Source organism: Paenalcaligenes sp. Me131 (genome assembly GCF_050487225.1).
Taxonomy (GTDB): Bacteria; Pseudomonadota; Gammaproteobacteria; order Burkholderiales; family Burkholderiaceae_B; genus Paenalcaligenes.
Map to the genome: position 1 here is coordinate 651,206 of NZ_JBKQGY010000001.1, position 13,961 is coordinate 665,166.

At 48.4% G+C, this 13,961-nt stretch carries 11 protein-coding genes and 1 pseudogene; 5 read left to right on the forward strand and 7 right to left on the reverse strand.

Annotated elements, in window-relative coordinates; all coding sequences use genetic code 11:
* Positions 1-50 precede the first annotated feature (50 nt).
* Positions 51-1,475, forward strand: coding sequence for a surface lipoprotein assembly modifier (locus ACLPHM_RS03125; protein ID WP_430219819.1), 1,425 nt, complete (start codon positions 51-53; stop codon positions 1,473-1,475).
* Positions 1,476-1,602: 127 nt separating this feature from the next.
* Here ACLPHM_RS03125 and ACLPHM_RS03130 read toward each other — a convergent pair whose 3' ends face one another.
* From ACLPHM_RS03130 to ACLPHM_RS03155, 6 genes and pseudogenes are all read right to left on the reverse strand, one after another.
* Positions 1,603-2,373 (reverse strand): winged helix-turn-helix domain-containing protein, encoded by a 771-nt coding sequence (locus ACLPHM_RS03130; protein ID WP_430219820.1) that lies wholly within the window; start codon positions 2,371-2,373, stop codon positions 1,603-1,605.
* 173 nt (positions 2,374-2,546) lie between these two features.
* On the reverse strand, positions 2,547-2,939 hold the full coding sequence (locus tag ACLPHM_RS03135; protein WP_430219821.1) for a hypothetical protein: 393 nt from the start codon (positions 2,937-2,939) through the stop codon (positions 2,547-2,549).
* Positions 2,940-3,136: 197 nt separating this feature from the next.
* A complete protein-coding gene (locus ACLPHM_RS03140) occupies positions 3,137-3,913 on the reverse strand; it encodes an OmpA family protein (protein ID WP_430219822.1) in 777 nt (258 codons plus the stop codon).
* 72 nt (positions 3,914-3,985) lie between these two features.
* The gene (locus ACLPHM_RS03145) at positions 3,986-9,370 is read right to left on the reverse strand and encodes a YadA-like family protein (RefSeq protein ID WP_430220739.1); all 5,385 of its coding nucleotides are present in this window, start codon (positions 9,368-9,370) and stop codon (positions 3,986-3,988) included.
* Positions 9,371-9,433: 63 nt separating this feature from the next.
* Positions 9,434-9,634, reverse strand: a pseudogene (locus ACLPHM_RS03150) (ESPR domain-containing protein); the annotation flags it as partial.
* The gene (locus tag ACLPHM_RS03155; protein WP_430219823.1) at positions 9,570-10,832 is read right to left on the reverse strand and encodes an EAL domain-containing protein; all 1,263 of its coding nucleotides are present in this window, start codon (positions 10,830-10,832) and stop codon (positions 9,570-9,572) included. The gene ACLPHM_RS03155 and the pseudogene ACLPHM_RS03150, both read right to left, overlap by 65 nt.
* 568 nt (positions 10,833-11,400) lie before the next feature.
* On the opposite strand from ACLPHM_RS03155, the gene ACLPHM_RS03160 reads away from it, so the two are divergent.
* The 4 genes from ACLPHM_RS03160 (at position 11,401) to radC (ending at position 13,665) form a co-directional block, all read left to right on the forward strand.
* Positions 11,401-12,003 (forward strand): recombinase family protein, encoded by a 603-nt coding sequence (locus tag ACLPHM_RS03160; RefSeq protein ID WP_430219824.1) that lies wholly within the window; start codon positions 11,401-11,403, stop codon positions 12,001-12,003.
* A gap of 238 nt (positions 12,004-12,241) precedes the next feature.
* Positions 12,242-12,586 carry a hypothetical protein gene (locus ACLPHM_RS03165; protein WP_430219825.1) on the forward strand — a complete coding sequence of 115 codons (345 nt, stop codon included), beginning with the start codon at positions 12,242-12,244 and terminating at the stop codon, positions 12,584-12,586.
* 60 nt (positions 12,587-12,646) lie between these two features.
* On the forward strand, positions 12,647-13,084 hold the full coding sequence (locus ACLPHM_RS03170) for a JAB domain-containing protein (protein WP_430219826.1): 438 nt from the start codon (positions 12,647-12,649) through the stop codon (positions 13,082-13,084).
* A 137-nt stretch (positions 13,085-13,221) separates the two neighbouring features.
* Positions 13,222-13,665 (forward strand): RadC family protein, encoded by a 444-nt coding sequence (gene radC / locus ACLPHM_RS03175; protein WP_430220740.1) that lies wholly within the window; start codon positions 13,222-13,224, stop codon positions 13,663-13,665.
* 22 nt (positions 13,666-13,687) lie between these two features.
* Here the strand turns inward: radC and ACLPHM_RS03180 are convergent, their stop codons facing one another.
* Entirely contained in the window at positions 13,688-13,954 is a 267-nt protein-coding gene (locus ACLPHM_RS03180) for a helix-turn-helix transcriptional regulator (protein ID WP_430219827.1), read from the reverse strand.
* Positions 13,955-13,961: the final 7 nt, after the last annotated feature.

Consider the following 13,961-nt stretch of genomic DNA (forward strand, 5'->3'; position numbering starts at 1 on the left):
TAGTGAAATACTCTTTAGTCCACTGCTTTGCGATGGTCGGTTTTCTGTGTATGAGCACAGCGATACAGGCGCAGACGCTTGATGTGCACCGTTTTGAGCCAGCCACAGTACCAGCTGTGTTACCGCAGGTCTTGCAAAATGAATCCGACATTCAGTCTTCCTCTGAGCAGCAAAATCAGAGTATTCAGAATGAGGCCCTTACGCAGATTTCAGGCACTGAGTTGAGTCAGCATCCTGCTGTGATGGCTCAGCTTATTAGCCAGGCAATACAGCAACAACAATGGCCGTTAGTGGAGTTGCTTATACCGGCGTATGAGGAGCATGCAGATGCAGATCCTTATTTGGTGTTGTATGCGAAGGGGGCGTTGTACCGGCATAAGCAAAACTACTACATGGCTATAGGTGCGTTTAAAGCATTGTTGTATCTTGATCCAGCGTTGAGCTATGTACAGTTAGACCTGGCTGTAATGCAGATAGAAGATAAACGCTATGCAGAGGCTATGAGTACATTAGAGGCATTGTTGAAACAGCCAGAAACGCCTACTGCTGTTCGAGAAATAGCCTCACGCTACATCGATAGCCTGCAAAAACTCTATAGCCCTAATGTTGAGTTTTCTCTTAGTTATACGCGAAACGATAACGTTAATCAGGCTTCTGCTGAGCGTACATTAGAGCTATGGGGAGCCACTTTTGAAAAGAACCCAGATAGCCTCCCCAAATCTGGCCACGGTGTGAGCTATGGAGTCAATGTGACGAAGCTAACTGCTCTCCACGGTAACCATTCTTTGTGGTTGGGGTTGCAGTATAGGGGTATGTACTACTGGGACCAGAAAGACTATAACGAACGTGTTTTGCGTTTAGCGCCAGCGTATCTATATCAGAGTCATCATCAGTGGCTACGTATTGGCCCTGTGTATGAGAAAACTTGGTTAGGTAGTCAGCAATATGGTGATAGGTTCGGTGTGCAGGCAGAGTACGGCCTACAGGTCATTCCACAGCACTATGTGATTCCTACCCTAGAGTATGCCTATAAAAACTACGATGACAGTAGGTTACGTCCCTATGAGGGTAATGCGTATAGTGCTGGCTTGAGTTGGGTTTACCAGCCTAGAGCGGGCGTTTCATTGTCAGCAGGTGCGTACTATCAACAAGACCATCTACGCGATAAGGCCGAGTCATCACGAACTATCTCCGCTAGGTTGGGCGGTAGTTATCGCTGGGTCAATGGTTTGAATGTCCAGGCAAACCTACAAGTGGGCAGGCGGCATTTTGATGCGCCTCATTTTCTGTTTAATGACGTACGTAAAGATAGAGAGGCGGGTGTTAGCTTTGGCTTATGGCATAGCAAATTTAGCGTCATGGGGATTACTCCAAAATTGGTATATCGCTACAACCGGGTTAATAGCAATATGCCGGCCTTATACAGTAGAACCAGCAAAGGGTTTATGTTGGAGATTGTAGATATGGCGTTTTAATAGATAGCCATATGGACTGCATTCGATCAAAACCAGTATCTCCAGCTTGTAGGAGTCTCTGGTTTTTTTTTGTGCAAGAGGGAGGGGCGTTCACAAGCTGTAGATTCACAATCAGAAGACGTGGTGCTTAGTCAGCTGAAAAAACATAACCAACTCCCCATACGGAATGTATAGGAATATGTTCTCCCGATTCCGATATTTTCCGCTTAAGACGACTGATAACCACGTCTATGTATCGTTGTGGAGGGGGCTTGTCTGCATGCTCACTATATAGTTGCTCTCTAGGAACAGGGTCCGGGCTATGTTTAAATAGTGTTCGTAGCACATGTCTTTCGGCGCCAGTTAAAACAATAGACTGACGTTGCGGTGTTAATAGCCGCCATCCCCCCTCGCTTAGCGCCCAAGTTTGAGAGCTCTCTACCTCAACTGCTGCATCGTGCCTTTCATCAGTCGTGTTAATGCTTGTTTTGGTATCTTGTTCACTTACAAGCGAACAGTATTTGGATTTTAAAGCCAAGCCACGGCGGCGTAATGCTTGGATACTTGCTAGCACTTCGAAACCACGCACGTTTTCGTCAAAACAAATATCAGCACCAGCTAAAAGTAAAAGACTACTTTGCTCTGTTGTAACGATACGATCAACATATTGCACCACGATGCCTGCTGTCGGGTACTCAACTCGTAATCGACTGATGTCGGTTAATAGCGTATCGGTATGCAGTCGCATCATGATTATTTCGTCGTTGTTATTATGAGCAATAGCTTTTAGTGCTGATACAGTTTCAATTTGTGCAGCACGTATAGGTAGCCCCCACAAGGCAAAATCATCAACGAGATTTCTCATCATCTCATCGTCGTCAGATAACAGAAAAATTCTCTCTGTAGTGAGTGGTTCCAAACCGAGTCCTCCTTGAACCAAAGAAATATCTCAGGCTAATCGTTAAACCTGTCTTTAATGAGCTTCATAGCGATGATGGCTAATGCCGTATTTCGGGCATTAGCGAGACCTCGGAGTTTGAGGAGATCTATGTGAAACCCACGTAAGGAATGCATAAACGGTAGTCGAGTACTTTATTGTTTGCCTTGCATCAGCTTAATGATGGCTTGGGAGTGTTGAGCATTTTGTGTTCCCACTAGTAAACGACCGTCAGAGATGGTTTCTCCAATTTGGGTTATGTTTACCAACTGCCCTTGAACGCTTAATAGGAGATAGTGTCCTTGCGCTTGACTTGTAATACTGCGTAGCTTGGATGTTCCACTTTGGTTCATTTCTAATAGAAGAAACGTTAGCTGATCTGGGGTTGTAACAGGCGTAATGCGGAGCATGTCAGCTTGTGTTAAAACCGGCTGGTGCAGTGCGTAAAGAGCGGTGCCGCCTATGTCTACAGCAACTAAGGGGGGCTCTGGTTGTTCCTGTGCTAAGTGTAAGGTGATGATAATTTCTGCTTGGGGCTGAGATGCCATAGTGGCTGATGGGGGAGAGTGCCGAGTTGAAGGCTGTTTGTTGGCTAGCTCTGAGTCAAAGAGAGGGGGCGTATGTTGGCAAGCCGCTAAGCCCGTTACTAGCATTAATAAAAGTGATTTATGTAAAGCTGTCATTTTTGTTAGCCTTCAAAACCACCCAGATTGGTCTGGGTGGTTAATTTGTTACCACAACCAATTTAGCGTTGGCCTTGAACGTCAATATCTACACGGCGATTCGGAGCTAAGCAGGCAATCAAGTCGTTACGTAGCTGTTGGTCGCACTGCACGATAGGGCGTTGAGAACCAAATCCCTGAGATTGAATTACAGCGGAGGGAATCCCCTCAGCTGCTAGTGCACGTTGTACCGTTTCAGCGCGTTGTTGAGATAAACGCTGATTGGCAGAAGTATTGCCGATTCGGTCGGTATGGCCTGAAACGGTAATTTTCTGGATTGCAGACATCTGCTTGAGACTCTTTGCGATATCTCGAATTGTGTTTTGCCCAGCAGTAGTGAGAGCTGAGCTGCCGAAAGAGAATGCTACGTCTCCTGAAAGAGAAAATGGTTCTATAGCGGTTTTTTCTTCTACAGGGTGTAGAAGAGAGGCGCAATCACTAGGTTTCCAATAAAAGCTGCGGCCAAGCTTATCCTCATCAAACAACACCTTAAATTGACATGTTTTCAGTCCTTGCGGTGTATTGAAATGGAATAGGTAGTCCCATTCGCGTACTTTAAAACCCTCAGAGAAGTGTGGGCGACCTAAAAGCTCGTAGAGCTGGTCGCGTGTTACACCGTCTTGAACCTGACGAAGATTCTGAATGTTGGGATATGAGCCGGTATGAAATGTGACGTTGTCGACCTCAGGGAATACAGGGTTATCCGTCTGACCATGAGAGTCCACTTGGCTTAACGTTCCGCAGCCGACTAATGCCAGACTACTTAGCAAGGCAGTCACAAGCCATTTTTTTTTCATCATTTGGTTTCCTATCAAAAATAGATGCTGCGCACCGGTGGAACTCCACCGATGCATTGTGTGATTAGCTAAGCCTTACCATTGATAACCGATGCCTACTGCGCCACCGTAGTCACCACGAGATGTGGCATTCCCGGATAGCTTGTAAACCCATTTACCGTTGTCTGTGATGCCTGAGAAACCGATAGCCATACCAGTTTCGCCACGCCAGGTACCTCCAGCCATCGACATCATATGTTTGCCAGGTAAGTAGGCTTGGGGCAGGGAGGCGGTTGCCATTGCGGCAGCAACACCTGCGCTGAGCCTATTATCTAAACGATGCATGTCATTGCGAATGTGATTGACTTGACCTTGGAGGTTGCCAGCCACTTCTTGTAACTGTCCGACGTTCACGGCATCTGTTTCGTTTATACCTGCTGCGACGTTAGTGATACGTTTGCCTGACATATCAATGCCGTTCTCATTAATAATGGGGCCTCCATTATTAATTTGGATTTCATCTGCTTTGATGTTTACAGCCGTAATAGAGTTAACTTTCAAGTCTTGAGCTACTGCTACCTTGATGTCAGCGCCAACCACCTGTCCAGCATCATTTACCTTATCTGTCTTGGAAATCACAATGTTGTCGCCTTCGACAAAGCCCACAGTATTGCCGTTATGAATAGGTGTACTGTCTCCTGAGCTGTTATTGCCACCACCTGGCGAGCCTGGGCCAGTAGAACCGCCCGTATTACCATCTTCCTTGCCGGGTGCTGGAGCTTCGACATTCCAATGCAGACTGTCTAGTACATCTTTTAGCGAGGTATGTTGACCACCGTTGTAGGTAAAAGAACCTTTTCCATCTAGGTCTATGAAGGACTCAATGGGTTGGAGTTGCCCATAATTAACGGCATCTGTAGGGTTCACCCCTGCAGCAACATGGGTGATGCGCATGCCACCTGCATTGATCCCGTCTACAGTCATGCTAGGCCCATTGTTGATGACTAGGCCGGTACTGCCTAGGTGAACATCTTTGCCTACGTTAACCCCAGAGTTATCGATTAAGGTATCACCCGTTTGCAGACTGCCATCTGCTCCGAGGTCAATATCCTTGTTCAACTTGACTTCAACCTGTCCGGCATCATCAGTTCCGGTCTGTTCGACCGTCACGTTATTGTCACCAACAAATGCGACCTTTCCGTTCGGGCCAATATTGGCGCTATTACCATCCTCGTCAGTTACATTCCAACCTGCGCTGGCAACATCACTAACTCGTTTGAGCTGGTCTTCGGTAGCTGCTTGGCCGCTGGTGTAGTTGTCTGGATCCCAAGTGGTGTTGGTCAGGCCACTAATTCGGCCGGTATCGCCATTGATCGTGACTTGGTTCGCTCCACCCACCACCACTTGTGTGCTGCCGATAGCAGTGCTATTACCGTCTGCATCTGTCACTGTAATCGAACCCGCTGCCACTGTGGTTTTCTCACCGGCGGTATTACTAACAGTGGTGCCTGTCGCTGTCGTGGAGGTCTTGTTACCTGCTCCATCAGCCACAATCAGACCATCATTATTGACCACCGTGTTACCAGTCGTCAGGCTGCCATCCGCCCCCAGATCAATGTCCTTGTTTAGGTTGAAGGCCAGATCAGTACCGGTGCGAGTGACGGTAATGTTGCCATCGTCATTGCTGAAGTCCACTGAACCACCGGGTTTGACGTTCTCAGCAGGATCACCATTAGCACTGATGTTCCAGCCAGCATTGGCTACCTCTGAAACATCCTTCAACTGGGATACATTCACAGCATCGGTATCTTCTGTCCCAGCAGCCAGATTGGTGATCTTTTTGCTGTTCATATTGATGCCGTCGCCATTGATCACCGGACCACCATTATTGATGGTGATGCTCTTGCCAACCGTCAGGTCATCAGCCAGGTTGAAGGCTAGATCAGTATCTGTGCGAGTGACGGTAATGTTGCCATCGTCATTGCTGAAGTCCACTGAAGCGCCGGGCTTAACGTTTTCGGCTGCTTGACCATTGGCGCTGACGTTCCAGCCAGCGTTGGCCACATCTGAAACCTCTTTCAACTGCGATACATTCACGGCATCAGTGTCATCCGTGCCGGCATCCAGATTAGTGATCTTCTTGCCACCCATATTGATGCCGTCGACATTGATCACCGGACCACCATTATTGATGGTGATGCTGTTCAGATCCGTCAGGTTTTGAGCCATGACCAGACTCAACTTGTTGCCGTCGCTATCGACACGCAGGTTTGCACCGGTGGAGGCTTCACCACCGGCCAATTCACCAGAAATGGTTAGAGGTGTGTCATCACCCAGCGTCTTGGCAATGGTGTTGCCGGTATTGCCTGCGAAGCTCAAGCCATCGGCCTGGGTAGCAACCTCGTTACCCTTGTAAATAACGTCCCCTGTGTTGTTGACCACAAAGTTATCGCCCAAGCGAGTTTCACCCTGAACGGTTAAGCTATTGGTAGTGATGCTATCGCCCTTGACTACCGTATCGCCTACAGTGATACTTTTGCCAACAGTTAGATCATCCGCCAGGTTGAAGGCCAGATCGGTGCCAGTACGCGTAACGATGATGTTCTCATCGTCATTGCTGAAGTCCACTGAACCACCGGGTTTGACGTTCGCAGTAGCGGCGCCATTGGCACTCACATGCCAACCTTGAGCTGCGTATTTGATTGCATCGTGCACCGTGTTTTCTCCGGTATCACCGATATTGCTCATGCTTAGATTGCCGTTGGGGGCCAGAGAGGCATTACCACCCAAGATATTTTTCGTGGTGTTGGCCACATTGCCCAGCACCGAATTCGTGGCATACAACTGGCTGCCATTGATCGCATCTGTGCTGCTCGCGCTGATCCGGCCTGCGGCCACATTTGTCACAGTGCGTTTTTCCTGCTCCGTGCCCACGCTGACCGTCGCAATAGGACGATCACCGGCAAAGTTACCGTAGGTCAGTCCGTTCAAAGAGGCATTCGAAGTGCCAACCGCACCTGCTGTCTCCGCGCCATCTCCCAGAGCTACCGAGCGCGCATTGCCTGCACGTGCGCCCTGGCCAATAGCGACAGCACGATTAGCCGTGCTGCGGGAACCGTCACCCAGCGCGATCGCCTGCCGTTCAAGAGCCAAAGCGTCACGACCTTGTGCAATCGATGCCTCACCAAAGGCATGAGCACCCTTGCCCTGTGCCTGTGCATAGTCGGCTGTGGCCTGGGCTTCGCGACCTACCGCAATGCTGCTATTGAACTCGGCAACGGAGTCCGTACCCAGCGCAATGGAGTCACGGTTCTTGTCCTGATTTTCTACATCAGGATTAGCCTGGCCTGAGCGAGCATTAGTACCTATTGCAATACTGCGTGCCGCAAAGGCTTTGGCATCCGTACCGCTGGCTTGTGAATTACCGGCGGTTGCCTGCGACCGGGTACCAAAGGCCATGGCGTCATTGGCCGTTGCCTCCGCATGGCTACCCTGTGCGATACCGCGTGCCGCATTCACCACTGAGTTTTTACCAATCACAATCCCTTCCACTGCTGTGGAGCTGGATTCTGTACCAATCACAATCGAGTTCTCGACAGAAGGACCATTGGCCTGGCGATCAGTGTAGGAATCCCTACCAATCACGATGGAGTTCTTGTCACGGCTAACGACGTGCGTGCCGATAGCCACACCGCTTTCGTCGCGTGCTTCTGATTGGGAGTTACCGATAGTTGTGGAGTTTAGCCCCAAGCCCTTGATGTTGTGACCCATCACAACAGCGGAGGCTCCTTCTGCTCCAGCCATATGCCCAATGGCAACGGAGTCTTTCTCTTTGGCTGTCGCATCTGGGCCAATAGCAACAGAGTCGACGGCCGTGGCAGCAGCTCCGTTATTGTCCTTATTACCTTTATCTACACCGCCGTCGTTGACACTGAAGTAACGCGCCTTGCTGTCTTCAATTTGCTGCCCCCAGTCCTCACCAACCTTCTCGGCCAGCTTCTCATAGTCTACTGTTGCACCCAGCGTCACCTGATCCACTGCTGATTGCAGTTGGCGCACGTTCACAGCATCAGTATCATTGGCACCATCTTCTACGTTCACGATACGACGAGTGAATTCACTGCCAGCTTGGCTGCTGCCAACAGAAACAGCACTTCCGGTGAAGCCTTTATTGGTAAATCGGCCCAAGCCAGACACATCACTTTGTGTAGCATGAGAGTTCAAACCCAGGGCCACAAAATTACTGTCCGCATGGGCATTAGGACCAATGGCTGTCCCAGTTCCCAATGCTGTTGTCTGACGGCCCACCGCGACCCCGGTATTCCCGGCAATGGCCTTGTAGCCAATCGCCACGCCTTCTGTGTCAGCGCCTGAACTCTCACCAATACCGATGGCACGGTTTGATTCACGTCCTTGATTGGCATTCTTGCCTAGGCTGACGTTGGCATCCCCAACAAGATTCAGGCCGGCACTGTGGCCCAACGCTACGTTATCGCTACCATTTACACCATTGCCAGTGCCATCACCCAACGCCACATTAAACTGACCTTTGACGTTCTGACCACTGGCCTGACCGATGGCAATATTGTGTGAACGGTCACCTGGCAGATGATTGCCAGTCGCCCGGCCAGCACCATTACCGATAGAGATATTGTTTTCAGCATCGGCCTGGGCACCTAAACCTAAGGCGATACCATTAGCACCGCTGGCCTGTGCTTGTGTGCCCAGAGCGAGTGCATTATTTCCACCCGCCGCTGCTTCGCGACCTACCGCAACGCTGGCTAAGCCGCTGCTCTGGCTATCCTTACCAATGGCAATGGCCGCTTCCGGTTTAGGGCGGCTGTCTGCGCTGGCGACACGGGCACCATCACCCAATGCAATTGCGCTTTCGGCATCCGCCAAAGCACCTTGGCCTGCGGCAATACTGCGATCACCCTCTGCCTTGGAATCAGGGCCAATTGCAATGGATTCTTCGCCGTTCGCTTCGGCGTCAGGCAGCTCTGAATTGGCACGGAAATACTTCACTCCAGGATTCGTTTCATCCACTCCCAAAGCGGTCAGACGATTGTTGATCGTGTCCAACTCTTCTTCGGCCGTTTCAATGCGAGTGCCTTGCGCGGTAATGGCCGTTGCATTATTCGTGATCCGAGTGTCATGAGTGGTAATTTTTGTCTGGTTGTCAGCTATTTTGACTGCATGGTCGTCAAGATCGTCTTTATTACCCGCGACTAGGCCTTCCAGTACACCAATCTTGCCTGCATTGGTCTGCACATCCGCAGAGGTGGAATTTAACTGTGCCAGGGTCGCCACAGACTCACCACCCACCGTAATCTGATCAGCATTTAAGGCACCAGAAATTGTCAGGTTGCTCAACCCTACAATACTTCCACCGTCTACAAACTTAATAGTGCCGTCCGGGGCTGTGAAATTAATCACATTTTCCCCTTGAGGGATATCAACGGCAGCCCAAGCAGTGCTCATGCTTAAACTACCTACAGCTGCCAGTGTGGCGCATGCGATATGTATAGAAAGTGACGAGGTTTTTCTTCCATTCGTACAAGAAGAGCTTCGCTTTCCTTTAGCTTTTTGATTTTCTGAAACGGCAACAAATGTTCCTGTTTGCTCATTCCAAATGGCTTTATAAACATGATTCATCGGTTTCTTTTCCTCGGAGGAAATGTCAAAGAGATACGGGGTTGTGAGTAGGGGTAAAGCTGTCTCGCACGCACAAAGGGACAGCTCCATTCCATGGAGGCTGTACAGTGGGTGGCGTTATGAAGTGGCCTTGCACGGCATGTACGCCGGCATCGACGCTTAGCTGAAGGTCTAGGTCTGTTTCAATACCTTCTGCTACAACTTGTTGACTCATGCTTTTGGGGAGTTGCAACCACGAATGGAAACCAGGGCCGCTCCCTTGGTTACGAGCTTGATGCAGTAAGGTTTTATGAATTTTTATAACGTGGGGGCCAAGCTTTTTGGCTAGTCTGAAGGCATTAAGACCAGCTCCGGTAGTAGCAATGGCGAGTTTGCAGCCTAGAACTCGTAACGAGTTCAATTGCTTCGCTGCCGCGTGAAGATCAAAAACGGCAGTTGTCTCAGAAATCTCTAAAGTCAGACGGGCAGCAAGTTTTGGGGCTTTTCTTAACGTTGAAGCTATGAGTCGCCAACAAGTCCTATCATGTAGCGACAAGGGGGAAATATTGCATGCTAGGTGAAGGCTCGGGTCTTGTTTCAATAGCTGTAGAACTGTCCAGAGCACACTGGCATCTAGTCGCTCAGTGCTGTGTAGTCGTTCTAATGCTTGAATAACAGGAGCGCAGGAGGTTGCTGCGTTGGCCGCATCAGCAGACTCATTTCTGCGTAATAGGACTTCGTAATACAGTATTTGCTGGCGATTCTTGATAGATACAACCGGCTGGAAAGACAGCACGACCTTATCGCTCTGCATATCCGTATAAAAGCGGATCGCTAAAGCCATGTCATCTCGAGTCTGTTCGCGAGGTTGCGGGATGACCTCTGAGAACGCTATTGCGTTTGCTAACGATCGTAATTGAGAAGAGTTGGGTGCCTCATAAGGCGATAGCGTTAGCCAAGAGGAAAAGACATTTATTTGAATTCGAGCAGAACCACACTGAACAGGCTCATAGCAAAGCGCTGCTTTGATACGTTCTAGGTATAAGTCTTTATTAGGTTGTAGCGGTAAACCGGTGTTGCTCCATCCGACTAGCAACAACACTTGATTCACTACAGTAATATCTTGATCGGTAACGCCATACGGGCGTAAACGCTCTTGTACCGCTGATAAAAAGGCGTGCTGAAAAGGTTCTAAGCCATACGCGTCACATAGCGCTTTGCCATTGCTCAGGCCTAGAAGAAGGTATTCGTTGGAGGCAGTGATCTGCTGCAGTACATCAGACAAAGAGAGCATTGATGGGACATTCATTGCATGCCCCGTTGTTTCTTTTGGTTGCTGGTGTGCTGGTCTTCTGTCAATGACTGGCTTTTTGGCCAGGAAAGGACAAAATGCCTCCTTTATGTCAACATCAAACTTGTAATAAAAAGATAGATTGTTTGTATAGAATTTGCGCTGAAAAGGATAATTCTAATGTGCGACTCAATAGGGACTAAAAGGAGCCTTATTGTCAAAATCTGAACCCTGTACAGACCTCTATTCTTGACGTTTATTGACGTTCTTTGAACAAAACGCAACGAGCACTGATCCGTATTATGGTTTGTGCCTGCCTTGCATTTGTTGACACCCGGGTAGCATTAACTAACATTAAATTACTGTATGTAATTATTGGTGTAATGCTAATAACGTGTCTATGTAACGGTTTTTATAGCAGTACGAGCGAGCTTGGCCTTTCTTTAAGAGGCTTCAAGCTGGCGTGTGTTTAGTAAAACCTGAGATCGTATGGCAGCAAATCCGCTAGACCTTAAAATTTATTAGCGTCGATTTCGCAAAGAGAGGTCGGGGAGGGCGCGCGCCTTGCGCTAGGAAGATGGGGATTATGAGTAAAAGATATGGGTATGCGCGAGTCTCGACGCAAGATCAAAATCTAGATCTGCAGATAGCTGCCCTAAAGAGAGCAAATTGTGATTCTATTTATACGGATAAGGGGATATCCGGAGCAAAAGCAGCACGTCCAGGTTTAAGCGACCTTAAGGGAAAGTTGAAGTCGGGTGATACGCTAGTAGTTTGGCGTTTAGATCGATTGGGAAGATCCTTGCGTTATTTAGTGGAGACTATAGATAGGTTAGGCAAGGAAAATATTCACTTCATTTCACTGACTGAAAGCATTGATACAACAACATCAGGCGGCAGGTTGTTATTTCATATGATGGCTGCACTTGCGGAGTTCGAGCGATCGCTCATCAGTGAGCGCACGCGGGCAGGGATGGCAGCTGCCCGTGCAAACGGAAGGCAACTTGGTAGGCGGCCAGCATTATCACCGGCTCAACATAAGGAAGCAATTTTGGCATTAACCAATCAAGTGCCTTTGGAGAAAGTTGCTCAAAAATACTCTGTACATCCCAGAACTATACGCAGAATTAAAGCAATGATGCATGGCGATGATTATGAGCCACCAGTGCGAGATGTCGGCTTTACGTAGTTTTTGAGTGTTTGGCTCGATGATAAAGACTCTACGGCTATATGGACTGAGTTGCGCTATTTTAAAAAATTCTCTTAATAGAGATGCTCTCAATATTTACTAGAGCTAGGCCGTATACGTTTGTATAAGAACAGCTAAGTTTTAGGAATGTATCCTAGGCTTTTTCAGACCTATATCACCTTGATGAGGGCAAGCAACCGCTTGCTCATTTATGCCGTTTTTCCATCAAGGAGTTTTTATGTCTGAGCCATTAGGTTCGTCCCATCTACAAACTAAAAATCACGCTCAAAAACTTGCTGGCATCTTAGGTGCCAGCGTTGGCGTTTTGCGTGCACTCTCGGGAGGTGTTCAAGGCGTTGGAGGAGGAGCTCTCCAATTGGTTGTATCGACCTCATCCCTTACTCGTATTTCGACAGCAGTGCTGGGCGCCTTTGTGGAAGGTGCTTTGGGTTGTGCAGCCGGTGCAGCGTTTGGGAAAGCGCTAGATGAGGCTGTTTTGAGCAACTACCAATGTCTGCGTTGCCATCATTCGTTTCAAGTCAGTTCTCGCTTGCAGGAGGGAAATGATGCTGCATCACGCTGATATGGATTGGAGGGCTAACGAGGTGCCGTTGATAGGTTTTTTGATCAAGGCGCCTTACCCATGAGCTCTAAAGTAACAGAGGGCAAGCGACACAGAAGAGGCTGGCGTAATGCTCTTGGGCAGCAGCTCGAGGATCACACAACGATTCAAGCGTTTCTTTTTGAGCAGCTCCACAATGCTACGCAGGAGGTGTTAGCAGTTCTGTTGCTGGATAAGGCGTATCGAGTGCTTCATTTTTATCAAATACGCAAAGCAGATCTAAGAACTATAACGGCATATCCTCGAGAGGCTATTAAACGTGCCTTGGATTACAAGGCTTATGCTGTCGTGCTAGCACGTAGTTGTTCCTTTCAAAATCCTCGGTTTGACCAAATGGAGATCAAACTAACCCAGGCTCTTAAAAACCTCCTAGCGCTTGTTGATGTACATGTGATTGATCATGTCTTGGTTACCCAAGATGCTTGCGTGTCGTTAGCGGAAGGAGGGAGGCTTAAATAGTAGCCAACGATGTACAGCACCTAGTCATACAGCAAAACGCCACCCTAACCGGTGGCGTTTTTTTATGTGTTGAGGAAATTATGAAGTACCACAAAATGAAATCGTGCCCAGAGACTGGACTCTACCTGATGGAGTCTATGTGCTTGTCAGAAGCTGATATTTTAACCATGGCCAATCAGCTCTCACGTAAACGACTGAGTAAAGGCAAAGTCATTGATAGCCCTAGTACCGTCAAAACGTATATTCAAACGTTATTGCAAGGTTATGAGCATGAGGTTTTTGCAGTGTTGCTTTTGGATACCAAACACAAAATCATTGGTTTCGAGGAAGTGTTTAGGGGCACTTTATCTCAAGCGGCTGTGTACCCAAGAGAGATTGTGAAGCTTGCTTTAGCACATAATGCTGCTGCGATGATTTTTACTCATAACCACCCATCAGGTGATCCAATCCCTAGCAGTACGGATATCTCACTTACTAAGCAATTGCAGGACGCGTTAGCGCTAGTCGATGTAAGAGTGTTAGACCATATCGTCGTAGGAGCAAAGGGGTGCGTTTCTCTGGCTGATTTGGGCCATCTTTAAGAGGCTAAGGCTACTAAAGGATCTAGTAGCCATCCTCCGTTTTTCTTGAGTCATAAATTTTTTGTCTTATCCAGGACTCCACTTCACTTTTAAGCCATCTAGAACTTCGTCCAAACTTTATAGGTTGGGGGAATTTGCCATCTTGTATGAGTTTGTAGAACCATTTGTCTGTCAGTCCTGTGAGCTGAGTAATAAAGGCCATGCTAAGGAACTGATCTTCCAGCACAGGTACGAGTGTGCTGGGAGCAAGTGGGATTGAGTTTGAGTGGCTGGTTTGTGTTGCATCCATGTAGATC

Coding starts and splice junctions, on each gene's coding strand:
- ACLPHM_RS03160 (WP_430219824.1), top strand. CDS start 11,401: ATGAGTAAAAGATATGGGTATGCGCGAGTCTCGACGCAAGATCAAAAT.
- ACLPHM_RS03140 (WP_430219822.1), bottom strand. CDS start 3,913: ATGATGAAAAAAAAATGGCTTGTGACTGCCTTGCTAAGTAGTCTGGCA.
- ACLPHM_RS03170 (WP_430219826.1), top strand. CDS start 12,647: ATGAGCTCTAAAGTAACAGAGGGCAAGCGACACAGAAGAGGCTGGCGT.
- ACLPHM_RS03155 (WP_430219823.1), bottom strand. CDS start 10,832: ATGAATGTCCCATCAATGCTCTCTTTGTCTGATGTACTGCAGCAGATC.
- ACLPHM_RS03165 (WP_430219825.1), top strand. CDS start 12,242: ATGTCTGAGCCATTAGGTTCGTCCCATCTACAAACTAAAAATCACGCT.
- ACLPHM_RS03180 (WP_430219827.1), bottom strand. CDS start 13,954: ATGGATGCAACACAAACCAGCCACTCAAACTCAATCCCACTTGCTCCC.
- ACLPHM_RS03125 (WP_430219819.1), top strand. CDS start 51: ATGAGCACAGCGATACAGGCGCAGACGCTTGATGTGCACCGTTTTGAG.
- radC (WP_430220740.1), top strand. CDS start 13,222: ATGTGCTTGTCAGAAGCTGATATTTTAACCATGGCCAATCAGCTCTCA.
- ACLPHM_RS03135 (WP_430219821.1), bottom strand. CDS start 2,939: ATGGCATCTCAGCCCCAAGCAGAAATTATCATCACCTTACACTTAGCA.
- ACLPHM_RS03145 (WP_430220739.1), bottom strand. CDS start 9,370: ATGAGCACTGCTTGGGCTGCCGTTGATATCCCTCAAGGGGAAAATGTG.